17 protein-coding genes are annotated in these 18,858 nt (G+C 59.2%); 8 read left to right on the top strand and 9 right to left on the bottom strand.

Features of this window, described 5'->3' with window-relative positions; all coding sequences use genetic code 11:
* Positions 1-320 precede the first annotated feature (320 nt).
* Entirely contained in the window at positions 321-2,267 is a 1,947-nt protein-coding gene (locus EXN68_RS04925; RefSeq protein WP_473086913.1) for a L,D-transpeptidase family protein, read from the top strand.
* A 54-nt stretch (positions 2,268-2,321) separates the two neighbouring features.
* Here the strand turns inward: EXN68_RS04925 and EXN68_RS04920 are convergent, their stop codons facing one another.
* Complete coding sequence (locus EXN68_RS04920; protein WP_142839836.1) at positions 2,322-2,897, bottom strand: hypothetical protein; 576 nt, start codon at positions 2,895-2,897, stop codon at positions 2,322-2,324.
* A gap of 26 nt (positions 2,898-2,923) precedes the next feature.
* Complete coding sequence (locus tag EXN68_RS04915) at positions 2,924-3,625, bottom strand: HAD family hydrolase (RefSeq protein ID WP_142839835.1); 702 nt, start codon at positions 3,623-3,625, stop codon at positions 2,924-2,926.
* A 190-nt stretch (positions 3,626-3,815) separates the two neighbouring features.
* On the opposite strand from EXN68_RS04915, the gene rpiA reads away from it, so the two are divergent.
* From rpiA to EXN68_RS04895, 4 genes are all read left to right on the top strand, one after another.
* Positions 3,816-4,511: a ribose-5-phosphate isomerase RpiA gene (rpiA, locus tag EXN68_RS04910; protein ID WP_003502924.1), complete on the top strand. Its 696-nt coding sequence runs from the start codon at positions 3,816-3,818 to the stop codon at positions 4,509-4,511.
* Positions 4,512-4,527: 16 nt separating this feature from the next.
* Complete coding sequence (locus EXN68_RS04905; RefSeq protein WP_046800065.1) at positions 4,528-5,097, top strand: DUF2059 domain-containing protein; 570 nt, start codon at positions 4,528-4,530, stop codon at positions 5,095-5,097.
* 147 nt (positions 5,098-5,244) lie between these two features.
* Positions 5,245-6,633 (top strand): glutathione-disulfide reductase, encoded by a 1,389-nt coding sequence (gene gor, locus EXN68_RS04900; protein ID WP_142839834.1) that lies wholly within the window; start codon positions 5,245-5,247, stop codon positions 6,631-6,633.
* Positions 6,634-6,884: 251 nt separating this feature from the next.
* Positions 6,885-8,261 carry a class II 3-deoxy-7-phosphoheptulonate synthase gene (locus tag EXN68_RS04895; RefSeq protein WP_142839833.1) on the top strand — a complete coding sequence of 459 codons (1,377 nt, stop codon included), beginning with the start codon at positions 6,885-6,887 and terminating at the stop codon, positions 8,259-8,261.
* Between the two features lie 69 nt (positions 8,262-8,330).
* Here the strand turns inward: EXN68_RS04895 and EXN68_RS04890 are convergent, their stop codons facing one another.
* The 6 genes from EXN68_RS04890 to EXN68_RS04865 all read right to left on the bottom strand — a co-directional run bounded on the left by EXN68_RS04890 (position 8,331) and on the right by EXN68_RS04865 (position 14,969).
* Positions 8,331-10,070 carry a TadG family pilus assembly protein gene (locus EXN68_RS04890; protein WP_142839832.1) on the bottom strand — a complete coding sequence of 580 codons (1,740 nt, stop codon included), beginning with the start codon at positions 10,068-10,070 and terminating at the stop codon, positions 8,331-8,333.
* A 1-nt stretch (position 10,071) separates the two neighbouring features.
* The gene (locus EXN68_RS04885) at positions 10,072-10,494 is read right to left on the bottom strand and encodes a TadE/TadG family type IV pilus assembly protein (RefSeq protein ID WP_142839831.1); all 423 of its coding nucleotides are present in this window, start codon (positions 10,492-10,494) and stop codon (positions 10,072-10,074) included.
* A 148-nt stretch (positions 10,495-10,642) separates the two neighbouring features.
* Positions 10,643-11,479, bottom strand: coding sequence for a RadC family protein (gene radC, locus EXN68_RS04880; protein WP_142839830.1), 837 nt, complete (start codon positions 11,477-11,479; stop codon positions 10,643-10,645).
* A 13-nt stretch (positions 11,480-11,492) separates the two neighbouring features.
* Positions 11,493-12,326 (bottom strand): type I methionyl aminopeptidase, encoded by an 834-nt coding sequence (gene map, locus EXN68_RS04875; RefSeq protein ID WP_142839829.1) that lies wholly within the window; start codon positions 12,324-12,326, stop codon positions 11,493-11,495.
* 31 nt (positions 12,327-12,357) lie between these two features.
* The gene (sfsA, locus tag EXN68_RS04870; protein ID WP_142839828.1) at positions 12,358-13,077 is read right to left on the bottom strand and encodes a DNA/RNA nuclease SfsA; all 720 of its coding nucleotides are present in this window, start codon (positions 13,075-13,077) and stop codon (positions 12,358-12,360) included.
* 32 nt (positions 13,078-13,109) lie between these two features.
* Complete coding sequence (locus EXN68_RS04865; RefSeq protein ID WP_142839827.1) at positions 13,110-14,969, bottom strand: PHA/PHB synthase family protein; 1,860 nt, start codon at positions 14,967-14,969, stop codon at positions 13,110-13,112.
* 140 nt (positions 14,970-15,109) lie between these two features.
* On the opposite strand from EXN68_RS04865, the gene EXN68_RS04860 reads away from it, so the two are divergent.
* Positions 15,110-15,535, top strand: coding sequence for a hypothetical protein (locus EXN68_RS04860; RefSeq protein WP_237681352.1), 426 nt, complete (start codon positions 15,110-15,112; stop codon positions 15,533-15,535).
* 570 nt (positions 15,536-16,105) lie between these two features.
* On the opposite strand, the gene fnrN is transcribed toward EXN68_RS04860, so the two are convergent.
* Complete coding sequence (gene fnrN / locus EXN68_RS04855; RefSeq protein WP_142839826.1) at positions 16,106-16,831, bottom strand: transcriptional regulator FnrN; 726 nt, start codon at positions 16,829-16,831, stop codon at positions 16,106-16,108.
* 213 nt (positions 16,832-17,044) lie between these two features.
* Between fnrN and hemN the strand changes: the two genes are divergently transcribed.
* Both hemN and EXN68_RS04845 read left to right on the top strand, forming a co-directional pair.
* The gene (gene hemN / locus EXN68_RS04850) at positions 17,045-18,394 is read left to right on the top strand and encodes an oxygen-independent coproporphyrinogen III oxidase (protein ID WP_142839825.1); all 1,350 of its coding nucleotides are present in this window, start codon (positions 17,045-17,047) and stop codon (positions 18,392-18,394) included.
* 114 nt (positions 18,395-18,508) lie between these two features.
* Positions 18,509-18,793: an acyl carrier protein gene (locus EXN68_RS04845; RefSeq protein WP_003495848.1), complete on the top strand. Its 285-nt coding sequence runs from the start codon at positions 18,509-18,511 to the stop codon at positions 18,791-18,793.
* The last annotated feature ends 65 nt before the right edge of the window (positions 18,794-18,858 follow it).

Below are 18,858 nucleotides of genomic sequence, written 5' to 3'. Positions count from 1 at the left end.
GAAAGCGCTGCAATGCGGCAGAGGCAGATATTTCCCGCCGCGTTAGGGCGATTTCGGCACGAGCGCAGGGCCGGGGTGAAAAACGAACCGGCGTGTCATTTTTACTACGTCCCGAAATGACCGGAAAACCGGGCTTTCGGTGGCATGTGAGTGGTGCTGGGAGCCACGGCAAAGTGAATGAAATAAATAGAAATTTAACCATTCTCACCAATTCTGGAAATTACGTTTTTATGGCTTTGGCTGTATCATAAGGTTCATTTCGGCACGGTTGTGAACTTTGGGCGTTTCTTTTCAACGGGCCGTTGATCGGCTAGACAGGCATGAAACTGATGCCCGCCGTTTTTCTGGCGGTGCTGGGTGCTACGAGGATCAAATTGCAAGTCACATCTGGAAAAACATCGGCAGCGCTGGTGCTGGTTCTCGGTCTTTCCGTTTCCACCGCTCTTCCCGGCAGCGCCGGTGCGGTAACGCTGATGGACCTTCTGCGCGGCGGCCCGGGCAAGGTTGCGCGTGACCGTGGTGAATTGCCGCCAGCCGGTATCGTCACCTCGCCGTCGGTTTCAGGACCGAGCGCCGATGCTTCCGATCCCGAGCCCCTGCCGCGCGTTTCCGGCCCGCGTTATTACGACTACAAGGCGGATACCGCCCGCGCCGTGAACACGGCCAATTTCAGTGACGATCTCGCCAATCTGAAGTTCAGCGCCACGCCTGAAATCGCCAAGGCACTGGAAGCCTATTACGGCGCCGGCGGCAAGACGCTGTGGGTTTCCGGCGGCGAGTTGACCGAGCGTGCCAACGCCGTCATCGCCTTCTTCGAGACGGTTGGCGAAAGCGGCCTCGATCCGGCCGACTACAGCATTTCCGCACCGGCAAAGGATGTGACCGCCAGCATCAGCAGCAATGCCACTGGCACGACGGCAACCGGTACACCGGTGGAAACGGCATCGGCATCGACCTCCGACGCCTATCAGCGGGCGCAGATGCGGTTCGAACTGGCGCTGTCTGCCAAGGTTCTGGCCTATGTGCAGGATACGACCCGCGGCCGTGTCGATCCGAACCGGCTCTCCGGTTACCATGATTTCAAGCGCAAGACGGTAAACCTCGCGCCGGTGCTGAAGCTTGCGGGCCTCAGCCCCGATGTCGCTGCCTATCTGCGCAGTCGCGAACCATCGAGTGCCGAATATCAGGCGCTGAAGGCTGACCTTGCCCGCCTGCGCGGTGAGGGCGATGCGGCTCACACGGTCCGCGTTCCCGCCGATCTGGTGCTGAAGCCCGGCAATAGCAGCGCCGACATGGCCAATGTGGTCAAGGCGATCGAACATCGCGCTTCGCCCGCCTTCAAGGCCGAACATGCGGCGATCATTTCCGGCTACCAGCAGACGCAGGACTATACGCCTGATCTCGTCGATCTGGTGAAGGCGTTCCAGAGCGAAAACGGCCTCAAGCCGGATGGCGTCATCGGTCGCGCCACCGTTCGCGCCATGGTTGGCGAAAGCAACGAGGCGAAGATCGCCAAGGTGCAGGTGGCCATGGAGCAGATCCGCTGGCTGCCGGCCGATCTCGGCCAGCGTTACGTCCTCATCAACCAGCCCGCTTTCATGGCCTATTACCACAATGATGGCGTGGAACAGTTCGGCATGAAGGTGGTCGTCGGCTCCAAGGCCAACCAGACCTATTTCTTCCAGGACGAAATCCAGACCGTCGAGTTCAATCCCTATTGGGGCGTGCCGCAGTCGATCATCGTCAACGAGATGTTGCCGAAGCTGCGCCGCGATCCGTCCTATCTCGACCGGCTGGGTTACGAAGTGCAGGTGGGTGGCCGTGCGGTCTCCTCCACCAGCGTCAACTGGTATGGCTCGACCAACGCCGTTTCCGTGCGCCAGCCGCCGAGCAGCGACAATGCGCTGGGCGACCTGAAAATCCTGTTCCCCAATGCGCATGCCATCTACATGCATGACACACCGGCCAAGAGCTTCTTCAACCGCGACATGCGGGCGCTGAGCCATGGCTGTATCCGTCTGGTCGATCCGCGCCGCATGGCGGCTGCGGTTCTTGGCACCAGCGTCGACAAGGTGGGCGAGCAGATTGCTTCAGGCAAGAACCGCGCCGTGCAGGTGCCGGTGAAAATCCCGGTCTATGTGGCTTATTTCACCGCCTGGCCGGACAAGGACGGCAAGGTGCAGTTCTTCGATGACGTCTATGATCGTGACAGCTATGTGCAGAAGGCGTTTGCCGTGACGACAAAGGCGCGGGCCGCGTCGATCTGATAAATCGCATTGAGAGAAAAGCGCCGGAAACGGCGCTTTTTTTGTTTCGCCCGCTTATGGTTCCGGGGTTTGTGGCTTGAAGAGTTCGAATGCCAGTTCGTCATCGCTATCAAGCAGGCTGGCGAGCCTCAGCGCTTCTTCTAGCGGCGATTTGCGGACGAGCAGTTCATAAAACAACAAATGCACGAACAGCGGTGTCGCGGCACCGTCTGGATAACCTGATGACGCCACATAGGCTTTTGCACCGCCCTCGATAAAGGCTTTGGCGAAAGCCCCGGAGCCCGTGCAGCAGGCCGTGCTGAAAACAACGGTGTCGCGCAGATCGACGGTTCCGAGGAACGCTTCGGCGGGCATGCTGCCGTCCAGCAATTTCATCCGGGTCACTTCAGGGTCGAATTCGCCGACCACAAGCCCGTTTTCATCGCCATGGCCGCTGATGATGAGATAGGGCGGCGGGTTGTCGGGTTGTTTCAGGCACACCAGAATATCTTCCGGAGTGCCGGGAAGATGCAGCCGGACCGATGCGCCAAGGCTTTCCAGCACCGCTCTCAGAAGCAGGGCTTCGCCGGTATCGCCAATGGCGATGATGCTGACGGCGGTGCGGGGAAAGAAGAATTTGTGATCGACCATGGCGAAGCTGCGGATATCACGGCGGTTTACGCCGCCGCGTCGCGTCCGGTCAGCAACCGGCCCACCAGATCGGGCGTCAGTGCTGCAAAATCATCGATCACGACGTCAGGTTCAAGCTCGGCCATCGGCACATCCGTGTAACCGAAGGTCACGCCGATCGACGGTACGCCGGCGTTCTTTGCGGCGAGAATATCGTTGATGCTGTCGCCGACCATGATGGAGCGTCTGATATCGCCGCCGGCCTTTTCGATGGTGCCGAGAATATGGCGGGCATCCGGTTTGCGGAAGGCGAAGGTGTCGCCGCAGGTGATGGCCGCGAAATATCGCGTCAGCCCCAGTTTTTCGAGCAGCGGCACAGCGAGGATTTCAGTCTTGTTGGTGCAGACGGCAAGCGTGATGCCGGCTTCCGAGAGCGCATCCAGCGTGTTGATGATGCCGGGATAGGGGCGGCTTTCACCCGGCATTTCGGCGCGGTAATGGGTGATGAAACGCTCATAGAGCGGATCGATCTCGGCTTCCGGCAGTCCCGTCTGGCGCAATGCGAAAGCCCGCTTGATCATCACCCGCGCACCCTGGCCGACGAGGTGGGTCAGGTCGTCATAGGTGACGGGCGCAAGGCCGGCAACGGCTATGGTGTGGTTGAGGCTCGAGACCAGGTCGGCGGCGGTATCGACGAGCGTGCCGTCGAGATCGAAAATGGCAAGCGGAGAGAGCGGGCGGGATGTCACGGGAACGGGCCTCTTGGAGAATGCGGGTGTCGAGGTGTCGGTGCTTTCATTCGCGCCAAGCCTAGGCAAACGGGCCTGTCTTTGCAACCGCGTCACAACGTTCTGTTCGTTGGCTTGAAAAAGGCTTTCGTTTGGCTTTCGACCCGTGTAAACAGCACGGCGACGACAAAGCTACCGGAGTTTCAGGCACATGGATGCCCGCCAGATGAAGATCAAGGCCGCCGAGGCCGCATTGTCCCACGTGCAAGACGGGATGAGGCTTGGTATCGGCACGGGTTCGACGGCCGAGGAATTCGTCAGGCTTCTGGCCGAGAAGGTCGCCGCCGGGCTGAAGGTCGAGGGTGTTCCGACATCCGAGCGCACCGCGCGTCTCTGCGTCGAGCTTGGCGTGCCGCTGAAATCTCTCGATGAATTACCGGAACTGGATCTGACCATCGACGGCGCTGATGAAGTCGATCATGCGCTGCGCCTCGTCAAGGGCGGCGGTGGTGCTCTTCTGCGCGAAAAGATCGTTGCGGCGGCATCTGCCCGCGTGATCGTCATTGCCGACCAGAGCAAGGTCGTCGAGACGCTGGGCGCCTTTCCGCTTCCCATCGAAATCAACCCGTTCGGCCAGGTGGCGACACGCATCGCCATTGAAAAGCTGGCGGCTCGATCCGGTCTTTCGGGCGCACTGACAATGCGTTCATCCGGCGACGGCGCCTTCATGACGGATGGCGGACACCTTATCCTCGACGCATCTTTTGGCCGTATTCCTGATGCAGAAGCGCTAGCACGCGAGCTGAACACGATTCCCGGTGTCGTCGAGCACGGACTTTTCATAAATTTGGCATCGCTTGCCATTATCGCGGGTCCTGAAGGCGCCCGCGTGATGCAGGCAGTATAACAGGAGCGAGATTTTCATGATCAAACTAGCGGGACTGGGCAAAGCTGCCGCTGCTTCGATCCTCATTTCCGGCGTTGTGTTCGGTACTGCCGTACGCGCTCAGGAAATTTCGGAAGCGCATGTTGCTGCCGCACGGCAGGCAATCGCCTCTCTTGGCGTTACCGACCGTTTTGACGACATTCTGCCTGGACTGGCCGAGCGTCTGAAGGCCGAACTCATTCAGGCCTCGCCGAACGTCGAAGACGCCATCACCGAGACCGTCGATGCCAAGGCTCTCGAGCTTGCGCCGCGCCGCGCCGATCTGGAACGCGAGGCTGCACTCACCTATGCGCGCGCCTTCAGCGTTGAAGAGCTGAACGCCATTTCCGCCTTCTACAGCAGCGAAGCGGGCAAGAAGCTTCTGAAGGACGGCCCGATCGCCACCCGCGAACTGATGAAGGCCGCCGATATCTGGGCTGCCGGCATCAACCGCGATCTCAACGCGTCCAGCATGTCTGAACTGCAGAAGGTTGCCGGTGCTGATCTGAAGCCGCTTCCGGCCGACCAGAACGCCACGGGCGGCGCTCCGGCTGCTCCCAAGCCCTGATTGAATGAACAGACAATTCAGAAATATTCAAAGCCCGGTCGCAAGACCGGGCTTTTCATTTGTGCGTCGCAGCACCTATATGTGCCGTGAAGACGCCACCATTCGCCTTAAGGGCTGATGGCGTGGTTTTGATCAGGGGTTTTGACTATGACAGCTTATGACTACGATCTTTTCGTCATCGGTGGCGGCTCGGGCGGCGTGCGCAGCGGCCGCGTGGCGGCCTCGCTCGGCAAGCGCGTGGGGATTGCTGAAGAATATCGTTATGGCGGCACCTGCGTCATCCGCGGCTGCGTGCCGAAGAAGCTGTTCGTCTACGCCTCTCAGTTCCCCGAACATTTCGAGGACGCCGAAGGTTTCGGCTGGAGCGTTGGTGAGCGCAGCTTCGACTGGAAGAAGCTGATCGCGGCGAAGGACAAGGAAATCACCCGTCTCGAGGGGCTGTATCGCAAGGGGCTGGAAAACGCCAAGGCAGATATTTTCGACAGCCGCGCCGAACTGGTCGATGCCCATACCGTGAAGCTCACAAAAACCGGTGAGACCTTCACGGCCGAGCGTATCGTTATTGCCGTCGGCGGCACGCCGAACGAGCACAAGGCGTTGCCCGGCCATGAGCTGACGATTTCGTCCAACGAGGCGTTTAATCTGGAAGAACTGCCGAAATCGATCCTGATTGCCGGCGGCGGTTACATCGCTGTTGAATTCGCCAATATCTTCCACGGGCTCGGTGTTGAAACGACGCTGATCTATCGCGGCAAGGAAATCCTCTCGCGGTTCGATCACGACATGCGCAAGGGCCTGCATGAGGCGATGGAGGCCAAGGGCATCCGCATCATTCTCGAAGATATCATCGAGGAAGTCAGCAAGGATGGTGCCGATGGTTTCGTGGCGCGCACCAAGCAGGGCAGCTCGCTGCATGTCGGCCTGGTCATGCTGGCGCTCGGCCGTGATCCGAATACCAAGGGTCTGGGTCTGGAAAATGCCGGTGTGAAGCTGGATGCGCGCGGCGCGATCATCGTTGATGATTATTCGCGCACCAACGTGCCGAGCATTTTCGCGCTGGGCGACGTCACCGACCGGGTACAGCTGACGCCGGTGGCGATCCATGAGGCCATGTGCTTCATCGAGACCGAATACAAGAACAACCCGACCAAGCCTGATCACGAGCTGATCGCGACGGCGGTGTTCTCGCAGCCGGAAATCGGCACCGTCGGTCTTTCGGAAGAGGAAGCGGGCAAGAAATATCCGGAGCTGGAAGTCTATCGCGCCCAGTTCCGGCCGATGAAGGCAACGCTTTCCGGCCGCCAGGAAAAGACGATCATGAAGCTGATCGTCAATGCCGCCGACCGCAAGGTTGTTGGCGTGCATATTCTCGGCCACGAAGCGGGTGAGATGGCGCAGCTTCTCGGCATCACGCTGAAAGCCGGCTGCACCAAGGATGATTTCGACCGCACCATGGCGGTTCATCCGACGGCCGCTGAAGAGCTGGTGACGATGTATTCGCCGAGCTACCGCGTGGTGAATGGCGAGTGCGTGTAGCGCTGACACAAGCGTGATATGATCGCTGTCCGAATGCGCCCGCCGCCCTTCGAAAATGGATGTTTTCTGGAAGGCGGCGGGTCGGTTAAATCGTTTGAATTGACTTTTGTGCATCTGGAGTGCCCAAAAGGGGCAGATTGAGCCCGATAGCCCTGACATCGGCTATGCAAAGCCGATGCTTGGAGCTATAAGCCGCTCAATTTTTCGAGGCGGTCGCGCGACAGTCGCGCGGGCGAAAAAAGGGTAAGAACATGGCACAGAATTGGACACCCGGCAGTTGGCGGCAGAAACCGATCCAGCAGGTTCCCGAATATCCTGACGCAGCAGCACTTGCTGCAACGGAAGCCACACTTGCGACCTATCCGCCGCTGGTTTTTGCCGGTGAGGCCCGCCGCCTGAAGAAACAGCTCGCCAATGTGGCTGAAGGCAACGCCTTCCTGCTGCAGGGCGGCGATTGCGCCGAAAGCTTCCTCGAGCATGGCGCGGACAATATCCGCGACTTCTTCCGCGCTTTCCTGCAGATGGCCGTTGTGCTCACCTATGGCGCGCAGCTGCCTGTCGTGAAGGTGGGGCGTATTGCCGGCCAGTTCGCCAAGCCGCGCTCTTCCAACGTGGAAGTGCTCGATGGCGTGACGCTGCCGTCCTACCGCGGTGACATCATCAACGGTATCGAATTCAACGAAGGTTCGCGCATACCGAGCCCGGAGCGCCAGCTCGACGCCTACCGCCAGTCGGCCGCGACGCTGAACCTGCTGCGCGCTTTCGCAATGGGTGGCTACGCCAACCTTGAAAACGTTCACCAGTGGATGCTCGGCTTCATCAAGGACAGCCCGCAGGCGGACCGTTACCGCAAGCTGGCCGACCGGATTTCCGAAACCATGGACTTCATGAAGGCGATCGGCATCAGCGCGGACAATAATCCGAGCCTGCGCGAAACCGACTTCTTCACCAGCCACGAAGCCCTGCTGCTTGGCTACGAAGAGGCGCTGACCCGCATCGATTCGACCTCCGGTGACTGGTACGCGACATCAGGCCACATGATCTGGATCGGCGACCGCACGCGTCAGCTCGACCATGCGCATGTGGAATATTTCCGTGGCATCAAGAACCCGATTGGTCTGAAATGCGGTCCGTCGCTGACGCCTGACAATCTGATCGAGCTGATCGATGCGCTGAACCCGGCAAACGAGGCCGGTCGCCTGACGCTGATTTGCCGTTTCGGCCATGACAAGGTGGCGGACAGCCTGCCGAAGCTCATTCGCGCCGTCGAGAAGGAAGGCCGCAAGGTCGTCTGGTCTTGCGACCCGATGCATGGCAACACGATCACGCTCAACCACTACAAGACGCGCCCGTTCGAGCGCATCCTGTCGGAAGTCGAAAGCTTCTTCCAGATCCACCGCGCCGAAGGCACGCATCCGGGCGGCATCCACATTGAGATGACCGGCAAGGACGTGACGGAATGCACGGGTGGCGCGCGTGCCGTGACGGCGGATTCGCTGTCGGACCGTTACCACACCCATTGCGATCCGCGCCTCAACGCCGATCAGGCACTGGAGCTGGCGTTCCTTCTCTCCGAGCGCATGAAGAGCGGCCGGGACGAGAAGCGTCTGGCGATTGCCAACGCCTGATACAAAGAGCGATCAAATGAAAAGCCGCCAGGACATTTCCCGGCGGCTTTTTTGTGTCTATCTGCTGGGTTATTGCACCAGCGCCGGCTGCTGGCAGCGCACATCGGTGACGCGCACATCGGCTTCGCCGATCTTGACGCCGAGAACCAGAAGCACGTTGTAGAGCAGCTGATCGACCGGAGCGGTAACCACCGCAAGCGTGTTGGCAAGCGCTGCCTGAATGCCCGCCAGGCCTCCCAGATCAAGGTTGAGGAAGAGCAGCCTGATATCCAGATTGAGGTTCTTCAGCAGCGAGCTGACAAGAGTGGTGACGGTGTCCTTGGTGGATACGCTCTTGATCTTGGCCTGGGTGATATCCGACTGCGTGAAGGTCAGCTTGGTTTTCGTCATGTTGGTGGCATTGATGAGGGCACTGCCATTGATGGCAAGCAGCGCTGAATCGACGATCGCCGCCTTGGTGACACGCGGGTCCTTGCCGAAATTGGCAAAAGCGGAGGTATCGACATTGCCGAGCGCAATTTCTGCAACGCCGGGAACGACCTCTACATCGACTGTTCCCTGTCCACCGCCCGTGCAGCGAATATCGGCAAGCCGTGCTTCGGCATGGGCGACTTCCACATAAAGCGGGATATTGACCTTGAGGCCGGCAATGGCTTGAAGTCCGTCCACCACGACACTGACGGCCAGCCGGGTCTGTGCGGTGCGGACGATGGTGCCCTGACCACCAACGGCGAGCGACGGGGTTTCGACCGGCGGCTCACCGATGGCAAGCGTTGCCTTGACGGAGGCGAGACCGAGAACGTTGGCGTTGAGATTGAGCGCCAGCTGGTTGCCGCCATTGCCGGCAACGGCTGCGGCATTGAGGAGATCGAAGACGCCGGCGGTGACCTTGAGGTTTTCACCGCTACCGATCAGCTTGTCCGAGAAAGGTCCGAGATTGAGGATTTCTTCCAGCTTGAGCTTGATGTTGCTCTTGTTGGCGGTTTTTTCCAGTGTCTTCAGAATGTTGGTGACAGCCGGCTGCAGGCCGGTGGTTTTGGTCAACGCATTGAGGAACTGACCGTAGGTGATTTCCGTCTTCAAAACATCCTTGTAGGTGCCGGCGGTGAGCTTGAGATCGATGGCAAGCGCCTCGACGACGTGCAGCGCGTTGACATCAGCGGCAACCAGCCCCTGGTAATCCATGAGTTTGAGCGAAACCGTGGTGCCGAGCAGGCCGCCGAGCAGGCTGTTCAAAATGCCTTCATCGAGACTTGCCAGTCGTGAGCCCACCGAAAATGCCGCGATCTTCTGGGACGACGCCGTTCCGACCGCAGAAATCTTGGGCGGGGTGGTGAAGGCGGCGGCGAAGAATATCTGGCCCTTTTCAACGATGTTCACTTTCACCGCATTGGTGGGCAGGGCGTTGTCCACGAACCGTGCGCCGACAGGAATGGTTGCATCCGGCTCATAATGGCCCTTGATGACCTCGGCGTAACCGTTGCTGCTTGCAAATTCGTTTGCGGGATCGAAGGGTTGAAGACCGTTTGGAGTGAGCAGGCCCTGCGGCGTCTTGACGCCGAGATCCATGCCGTTGAGGGCGAAATATTGCTGGACCGCCTTTTCCGGATCAGCGGCATTTGCGGCCGCCGATATGGCTGCGAGATCTGCGGTCTGCTGCAACTGCCGTTTCTGCAGGGTCAGATAACCGTAGTCGACGCCAAGAGCCAGGACGCCGATGAAAAGCGGCGCGGTAAGCCCGGCCGAGATGGCGATGTTGCCGGCCCGATCCTTCAGGAAAGCGGGGAGCAGGGAAGGAATAGTCCGCATGTCATGCTCCTCCGATCCGGATGGTGGAAAAACGCCGGATGACCGGCTCTGGCATGGTGTAGCTGTAGAGGCTCCAGATCGGCAGATCGCGGGCATCATATTCGACCTTGACCGTGAACTGGTTGGCATTGGCGGGATCTGTGGCGACATCGACGGTGAAACGTGCCTTGTCCATGAAAGCGTAACTGAGATCGCTTTTGGTGACGAAATCCCGGGCAAGCTGCTGGCGCTCGGTTGTATTGAGGCCGGCAACCGCCGTTCTCGCCGCATCTGCGGCGATCTGCTGCACCGAATAGGCCGCCATCAGGTAGATGCCGTAGGCGATCATGGTCAGAAGGACGAGAAAGAAGATCGGCGCGACGATGGCGAACTCGACAGCATTCGAGCCGGACCGATCGCGAAGGAAACGCACTGCATTACGCATAAAGCACCCCCGTTCCTCAAGGCACCAAGGTTCGATGCCTTGTTTTATTATTTTCGGAAATGCTAATTTATAGGTGTTAATTTTTTGTTGATGCCGCCCTTATGGGTTGCATGCGCGTTAAAGCCTTCGCGTCAGTACCCGTTGATTTTCAAATAAGCCGAAGCCCTTTGAAGCTGGCATGGCCATCCTTGCCGATGATGATGTGGTCGTGGACGGTGATGCCGAGCGGCTTGGCCGTATCGATGATGGTTTTGGTCATCTCGATATCCGCCCGCGAGGGGGTGGGATCTCCACTCGGGTGATTATGTATTAAAATCAAGGCTGTAGATGATAGTTCAAGGGCGCGACGCACCACTTCACGCGGGTAGACCGGCGTGTGGTCCACGGTTCCCTGACCCTGCACTTCGTCGGCGATCAGGACATTGCGCTTGTCGAGGAAGAGGATGCGGAACTGTTCGCGCGTTTCATGGGCCATGGCGGCATGACAATAATCAATAACCGATGACCAGGAGCCGAGAACCTGCTTGTTGCGGATTTCGCTTTTCAGCATCCGCTGGGAAACGGACGCAACGAGTTTGAGATCGAGCGCCACGGCCTCGCCGACGCCCTTCACCTCCTGCAACAGTGGCAAAGGCGCGCCGAGAACACCGCCGAGCGTTCCGAAACGGGCAATCAGCGCCTTGGCGATCGGTTTGGTATCGCGCCTCGGGATCAGCCGGAACAGCAGGAGTTCCAGCAATTCATAGTCGGCAAGCGCGGCGTCGCCGCCATCGCGGTAACGTGCCCGCAACCGGTCCCGATGGCCGTGATAGTGCGCGGTCTCCGCTTCCTGTTCGGCAATGGCGACGGTTGGTTTTTTCGGAGCGTTTCGCGGTTCGGCAAAAAAGCCTCGCTCATCCACCGCATCGAACAGGTCGCCTTCGCCCGCCTCAAAGCCTGACGTCGGGGAAAGATCGGCGGGAGGCGGGGGAGGGCGTTTTGCCATAGGCGGTCTGGCCTTATGCGAGTGGCGGCAAGCCCGGGCGATCAAAGCCGCCCGGTGACAGCGTGAAGATTTCGCAGCCGGTGGCCGTGACGCCGACGGCATGTTCATATTGCGCGGAGAGAGAACGGTCACGCGTCACCGCGGTCCAGCCGTCCGAGAGCACCTTCACATGCGGCTTGCCGAGATTGATCATCGGCTCGATGGTGAAGATCATGCCCTCGCGGATCTCCGGCCCTTCCTCCGGCTGGCCGTAATGCAGGATGTTCGGCGTGTCGTGGAACAGGCGTCCGACACCATGGCCGCAGAAGTCACGCACCACCGAGCAGCGCTCGGCTTCCGCATAGGCCTGGATTGCCGCGCCGATTGCACCGGTGCGCACACCGGGCTTGACCGCCGCGATGCCGCGCATCAGGCATTCATAGGTCACTTCCATCAGCCGCTCGGCGGCGCGCTTGATCTGGCCGACCGGGTACATGCGGCTCGAGTCGCCATGCCAGCCGTCAAGCACATAGGTCACGTCGATATTGACGATATCGCCGTCGCGCAGCGGCTTTTCATCCGGAATGCCGTGGCAGACCACATGGTTGATCGAGGTGCAGACGGATTTCGTATAACCGCGATAATTCAGCGTCGCCGGCAGCGCGCCATGGTCGGCACCGAATTCGAAGACGAAACGGTCGATGGCGTCAGTCGTCACGCCGGGCTTGACGATCGCTGCCAGTTCATCGAGGCAACGCGCCGTCAGCTGGCACGCCTTGCGCATCCCGTCGAAATCCTCAGGCGTATAAAGGCGGATGACGCCGGTATTCTTGAGGGGGGCGGAGGCTGCGTCGATATAGGTAACCATCTTGGTGCTTTCTGTCTCTTTACGTCCCTGTTCATAAAACAGCGGGACGCCATTCGTCCATCTTAACCGTTCCGCTGACCGAAATTTGTGTCGGGGAGACCGCGCATTTCACCGCATAGGCCTCGACACCACGCGCCATTGCCCGCTGAAACGCCAGCGCGTAGACGGGATCGAGATCATCACAGATGCGCATCCGCTCGCAATCGTCGCGCTGAATGAGATAGAGCATCACCGAGCGGTAACCGGCTTCCGCTGCGTCACCCAACTCCTCCAGGTGCTTGGCACCGCGTTTGGTGGCGGTATCGGGGAATTCGGCCAGACCCCTTTCGCGCATGAAATGCACGTTCTTCACCTCAACATAGGCGTCCGGCCGGCCGGGTTCGGACAACAGAAAATCGATGCGGGAATTGCGGCCGTATTTCTGTTCGCGCCGGATCGTCGAATAGCCGCCAAGTTCAGGGATACGGCCGTTCAGGATCGCCTCTTCCGCCAGCCGGTTCGGCATGCCGGTATTGATGCCGACCACGGTGCCATCGGCCTCGACCATTTCAAACATGTGCCGGTATTTGCGGGTCGGGCTGTCATGTTCGGATAGCCAGATGCGCGAACCCGGTGTCGTCAGCCCGCGCATGGAGCCGGTATTGGGGCAGGAACCGGTAATCGCCGTGCCGTCGTCGAGAACAGCATCGAAGAGGAAACGCTTGTAGCGGGAAATCAGCGTGGCGGGAATAAGCGGGGGCGTGAAGAGCATATGGCCTGGAAGATGTGAGATGATGGAACTGGTCAGGAAAGGACGTAGGTTCCCGGCGCATCGCCGAGCACGGGCCGCTTGCCGTCTTCCGGCTTGCGCGCCTTTACCTTTTCAGCGTTCTGGCTTTCGATCCAGTTCTGCCAGTGCACCCACCATGAGCCCTTGTGGGCGGTGGCGGCAGCCTGCCATGCATCAAAGTCTCCAGCCGGTGACGATCCCGTCCAATATTGGTATTTTTCAAGCTGCGGCGGATTGACGACGCCGGCTATGTGGCCGGAAGCGCCAAGCACGAATTCCACCGGCCCGCCGAACAGCGCGGCACCCGTGAAAACCGATTTCGCCGGCGCGATATGGTCGTCGCGGGTGGCGAGATCATAAACGGGTATCTTGATATCGCCGAGATTGATCCGCTTGTCGGCGACCCGCATCAGCCCGCGGGCGAGATTGTTCTCGAGGTAACAATTGCGCAGATAGAAGGAATGGCTGGCGGCCGTTACCCGTGTCGAATCGGAATTCCAGTAGAGCAGATCGAAGGGCAGGGGCTCGGTGCCGCGCAGGTAATTATCGACCATGTAGGGCCAGATGAGATCGGAAGCGCGCAGCATGTTGAAGACGGTGGCCATGATCGAGCCATCGAGATAACCGACCGCCTGCATGTGCCTGTCGAGCGCGGCAAGCTGGCCCTCATCGATGAAGACCTTGAGATCGCCGGCATGGATGAAATCTGTCTGGGCGGCCAGCAGTGTGGCGCTTCGGATGCGCTCATCGCCCTGCTGTGCATGCAATGCCAGTGCGGAGGATAAAAGCGTGCCGCCGACGCAATAACCGATGGCGTTGATTTCCTTCTCACCGGTCCGTTCCTCGATGGTGTCGAGGGCGAAATCGATACCTTCGCGGATATAATCGTCCCAGCCCTTGTCGGCGAGGCTGGCATCCGGGTTGATCCAGGAAACCATGAAGACGCTGTGGCCCTGCTCAAGGCACCAGCCGACGAAGGATTTTTGCGGATTGAGATCGAGAATGTAGAACTTGTTGATCCATGGCGGCACGATCAGCAGCGGCCGTTTGAAGGCCTTTTGCGTTGTCGGCGCATAATGGATGATTTCGCACAGCGGACTTTTCGCCACCACCTTGCCTGAGGTCACCGCGATATTCTGGCCGATGACGAATTTGCTGTAATCCGTCTGGCGCAGTTTCAGGTGGCCATTGCCGGCCGCGACATCTTCCGCCAGTTGCGCCATGCCCTTGACGAGATTGGCGCCGCTGGAAGCGACCGTCTCGCGAAAGACCTGCGGATTGGTGAAGACGAAATTGGCGGGTGAAAGCGCCTCCGTCACCTGCCGCATGTAAAACAGCGCCTTGGTGCGGGTATGTTCGTCCAGCCCTTCGGCTTCTGTCACCATCCGGTCGGCGAAGCCCACGGTGGTCTGGTAGGCTTTCAGGAGAAAATCAAAAAACGGATTGGCCTGCCAGTCGGCATCGGCAAAACGCCGGTTGCGACGTTCGGCTGAGCCGGTCTCATTGGGTTTTTCCGAGGCCGAATCGGCATCGCCGGAAAACTGCGCCACGGATTTTGCCCAGAGATCGTAATAGCTGGAGAGCAGATGGGTCTGTGCCTCGAGTGAACGCTTCGGTTCGGCCATCCAATATTCCGCGACATCGGACAGCGTCTTGACGAGGTCGGTCATCGGATCGGCGCTGTTTTCGGGGATTTCACCGCGTTCGCGCGGCGCCAGCCATTCGGAGGCGGCCTTGCCGAGATTTTCAAGCGCGCGGGCGATGTTGATCGCGAAGGCTTCAGGGTCGCGGATCAGGTAGGCTTCGGCGGATCCGGCGTCGAAACCGGGCGTTTTGCCGCCCTTTTTCTTCTGCCCGCCGTCAACACCCGCCATGCGCTGTCCTCCGCCAAATTTGTGTTTGCACATTCTGCATGAAAACGAATACAAGTTCCACCAGCAAGGGGAGGCCGCAAAGGGCCGAACCGCAGTCGAATTCGATATCGGCAGATATCCTTTACAGGCGGAACATGACGATGGGCAAGCACATGGGCACATGGGGAACATATGCGGAAAATACTGCGAGAATCGCCGTGCTTTCCCTGTCCGGCGTCCTGGTTGTTACCGGGCTCGCCGCCTGCAAGGCTCCCGAACCGATCGTGGCACCGGCCCATATGCGCCGCCCGACAGCCGAAATCGTCGGTCCGCGCCCCGTCAGCGACAATGCGGTGAGCCAGAAGCGCGACACCGGCACCTATCCGACCTTCTCGGCGCCCATGACGGCGGCCGGCACCCAGATGGGCGACGATGAGGCCTCCACCATGGAATCCAGCCTCTCGCGCCTTGGCGCGGCGCGCCGCAACGGCCAGATTTCGGAAGCCGAATACAAGCGCCGGGTCGCCGAACTGCGGGCGCTTGGCGAAAACCAGAAGCCGGTTGCGACGCCTGCTGCTTCGCAGTGAGATCATACCGCGCGTTATGCGTGATATAACGGACCCACCCCAACATCCTTTAGTGACGAAACACGCCCTGAAACCAAGCCGGCCCATACGAGGCTTGAGATGGAGCGAGCGCATGCCACGTGTTTCTTCTCCCCGAGGGGGAGAAGTCCGCGGCAGCGGGATGAGGGGGCAAGCTCTCCGCATATCGCTAGCGTTTCCCCCTCATCCGGCCCTTCGGGCCACCTTCTCCCCGGCGGGGAGAAGAAACAAGCGGCGATACCGAGCCCGGGATGGTGGCACTTGCCGCTAACGGGTCAGGCCGTCGCGACATCATAACCCCTTCTTTACCCTGCCTTTGAACCATCCGCTTACCGAAGATTTTAAGCGGATGGATGCGGTTTGGCGCTTATGATGCAGCCATAACAAACAGGCCGCTGAAACAGCGGCATACAGGGTGAATCATCATGAAATGCATCGCCGCTTTGCTGGTTCTTGCCGGTTTTGCGCTCGCCCCCGCTCAGGCGCGGGCGCCGCACATCAATATTGGAACACCCGCGCTTCAGGGTCGATGAAAAAAATTGCGAATGCCGGTCAGTCGTTGCCGGCAGCTTCGTTCAAGACGTCGAGATCGGGCACCGTGATATGGCGGTTGTTCTCGATGCGGATAATGCCTTCCTTGCGCAGCTTGGTCATTTGCCGGCTCACCGTTTCGATGGTGAGGCCGAGAAAATCGGCGATGTCGGCGCGTGAGAGCGGCAGGTCGAAGGCGGATTTGTCGTCGTTTTCCGGGTCGATATGGGTGGCGATCATATAAAGGAAGCTGGCAACCTTCTCCTGCGCCGATTTACGGCCAAGCGTCAGCATCCAGTCGCGCGCCTCATCCAGTTCCTTCAGGGACTGGTTATGCAGCTTGCGCTCCATATCAGGGACTTCCGAGACCATGCGATCGACGATGCGGCGCGGGAAAAGGCAGATTTCGACATCCGTTGCCGCTTCCGCCGTCATCTTGCTTTCCGCCATGAACGGGCGGCCGAGAAAATCCGGTGCGAATTGCAGGCCGACGATCTGCTGGCGGCCATCCGACATCATTTTCGAAAGCTTCACCACGCCGTTGAGGATGTTGCCATAGGAGGTGACAAGTTCCCCCTGGCCGAGCAGCTCATTGCCGGCCTCCAGCTTTTTACGGCTGGAATAACGGTTGAGATCGCAGAGCTGCTGTGGCGTCAGCGTGCTGCAAAGACCGCCGTGACGCGCCTCGCAGGAGCGACAGACAAAGGGCTCTTCCGAATTGTGGATGGTCTTCTGCAGCGTATCCATAAGCCTTTTCCAATGCTGGCTTTTTCGGGACGATTGCGACCTTGGGTATCAAATCCGGTCTCTTTAAAGGCTTGCGCCGCGTAGCCGTCGTCCCCGCGTCTACTTTAGGAAGAACTTATGGCGCAATTTGATTGAAGTCAAAGTTGCAAACTGTCGCAGCCGTTACTGAAAGGGAGGAAATCGACATTTTCTTGATAAAAGGCAAAACCGGTGATGAATACCGAACTTCTTCGCAAATATTCTGGCGCCGTACCCCGTTACACGAGCTACCCGACCGCGCCGCATTTCCACGAGAGAATCGATAATGCGACCTATCGGCAATGGCTGGGCGAGCTCAACCACAGGAACCGGATATCGCTTTACCTGCACATTCCCTATTGCGACCGGTTGTGCTGGTTCTGTGCCTGTCACACCAAACACACGCTGAAATACGAGCCGATTGCCGTTTATCTGGAAGCACTTAAGCAGGAGATCGAAGCGGTCGGCGCACTCGTTTCCCCTGATGCGGTGGTGAGTGCCGTGCATTTCGGCGGTGGTTCTCCCACCATGCTGAAACCGGAGGATATGGTCAGTTTGATGGACTGTCTGAGGCGTCATTTCACCTTCGGGCTTGCGCCGGAAATCAGCGTGGAAATGGACCCCAACGATCTGGATGACAGCCGTTACGACGCCCTTGCCGCCGTCGGCATGTCGCGGGCAAGCCTTGGCGTGCAGGACTTCGATGACAAAGTGCAAAAAACCATCAACCGCATCCAGTCTTTCGAACAGACGAAGTCGGTTGTGGATGCGGTGCGGGCGAGGGGCGTTCACTCGGTCAATTGCGACATTCTCTACGGCCTGCCGTTCCAGACCTGCGAGACGCTGAAGAAGACGGTGGATCAGATCGTCTCGCTTGATCCGGACCGGGTGGCGCTTTTCGGTTATGCCCATGTTCCGTGGATGAAGAAACACCAGTCGCTGATCCCCGAACACGCGCTTCCGGATATTGCCGAGCGGTATCGCCAGATGACGATGGCGGGCGAGATGCTGCAAAAGGCGGGTTACAAAGCGATCGGCATCGATCATTTCGCCAAGCCGGCCGATAGCTTATGCCAGGCGGCCGAAGCGGGTGCGCTGCGGCGGAATTTCCAGGGCTATACCACCGATACGGCCGATGCGCTGATCGGCCTTGGCGCTTCTTCCATCGGCAGGCTGCCGCAGGGTTATGTGCAGAACATGGTGGCGACCGGAGAATATCAGCGGATGACCGGCGAGGGCGGCCTTGCCGTCGTCAAGGGAATAGAACTGTCGGAAGAGGACCATCTGCGCTCGCATGTCATCGAGCGGCTGATGTGCGATTTCGCGCTCGATTTTTCGGATCTCGACCGGCGCTTCGGCAAGGCAAGCCATTCCGTGCGGACACAGGCACAGCATTTTGCCGCCGGCAACAGCGATGGCGTGGTGCGTATGGATGCCGATATTTTTGCGCTCACGGAGCTCGGAAGGCCCTTCGTGCGTAATATCGCGGCAATCTTCGACACTTATCTCGGCAATGGACGCGGCCGCCATTCGGTTGCTGTTTAGGCAACAGTTTTGGGGCAAATTTCAAAGTTACGTCACGAAACCATTGGCTTTTTTGTGCGACTTGCCTATGTGGTGCGTCAGACAGGATAATTCATACGAACGACAATAAGGATTATGGGCGTGACAGCTACATTCGACAAGGTTGCCGACATCATCGCCGAAACCAGCGAAATCGACCGCGAAACCATTACGCCGGAAAGCCACACGATCGACGATCTGGGCATCGACAGCCTCGACTTTCTGGATATCGTTTTCGCTATCGACAAGGAATTCGGCATTAAGATTCCGCTCGAGCAGTGGACGCAGGAAGTCAACGAAGGCAAGGTTTCCACCGAAGAATACTTCGTGCTGAAGAACCTCTGCGCCAAGATCGACGAATTGCGCGCAGCCAAGGGCTGAGATGATGATGCCCGCTTCAGGCGGCATTTCTCTTTCTGGACCCGGCCTTTCATTGGACGGGTCGC

The organism is Martinezella rhizogenes (assembly GCF_007002745.1).
Lineage (GTDB): Bacteria > Pseudomonadota > Alphaproteobacteria > Rhizobiales > Rhizobiaceae > Agrobacterium > Agrobacterium cucumeris.
This window is presented reverse-complemented; position numbering and strand designations above follow the sequence as displayed.

Coding starts and splice junctions, on each gene's coding strand:
- EXN68_RS04925 (WP_473086913.1), top strand. CDS start 321: ATGAAACTGATGCCCGCCGTTTTTCTGGCGGTGCTGGGTGCTACGAGG.
- EXN68_RS04920 (WP_142839836.1), bottom strand. CDS start 2,897: ATGGTCGATCACAAATTCTTCTTTCCCCGCACCGCCGTCAGCATCATC.
- rpiA (WP_003502924.1), top strand. CDS start 3,816: ATGGATGCCCGCCAGATGAAGATCAAGGCCGCCGAGGCCGCATTGTCC.
- EXN68_RS04905 (WP_046800065.1), top strand. CDS start 4,528: ATGATCAAACTAGCGGGACTGGGCAAAGCTGCCGCTGCTTCGATCCTC.
- gor (WP_142839834.1), top strand. CDS start 5,245: ATGACAGCTTATGACTACGATCTTTTCGTCATCGGTGGCGGCTCGGGC.
- EXN68_RS04895 (WP_142839833.1), top strand. CDS start 6,885: ATGGCACAGAATTGGACACCCGGCAGTTGGCGGCAGAAACCGATCCAG.
- EXN68_RS04890 (WP_142839832.1), bottom strand. CDS start 10,070: ATGCGGACTATTCCTTCCCTGCTCCCCGCTTTCCTGAAGGATCGGGCC.
- EXN68_RS04885 (WP_142839831.1), bottom strand. CDS start 10,494: ATGCGTAATGCAGTGCGTTTCCTTCGCGATCGGTCCGGCTCGAATGCT.
- radC (WP_142839830.1), bottom strand. CDS start 11,479: ATGGCAAAACGCCCTCCCCCGCCTCCCGCCGATCTTTCCCCGACGTCA.
- map (WP_142839829.1), bottom strand. CDS start 12,326: ATGGTTACCTATATCGACGCAGCCTCCGCCCCCCTCAAGAATACCGGC.
- sfsA (WP_142839828.1), bottom strand. CDS start 13,077: ATGCTCTTCACGCCCCCGCTTATTCCCGCCACGCTGATTTCCCGCTAC.
- EXN68_RS04865 (WP_142839827.1), bottom strand. CDS start 14,969: ATGGCGGGTGTTGACGGCGGGCAGAAGAAAAAGGGCGGCAAAACGCCC.
- EXN68_RS04860 (WP_237681352.1), top strand. CDS start 15,110: ATGGGCAAGCACATGGGCACATGGGGAACATATGCGGAAAATACTGCG.
- fnrN (WP_142839826.1), bottom strand. CDS start 16,831: ATGGATACGCTGCAGAAGACCATCCACAATTCGGAAGAGCCCTTTGTC.
- hemN (WP_142839825.1), top strand. CDS start 17,045: ATGAATACCGAACTTCTTCGCAAATATTCTGGCGCCGTACCCCGTTAC.
- EXN68_RS04845 (WP_003495848.1), top strand. CDS start 18,509: ATGGGCGTGACAGCTACATTCGACAAGGTTGCCGACATCATCGCCGAA.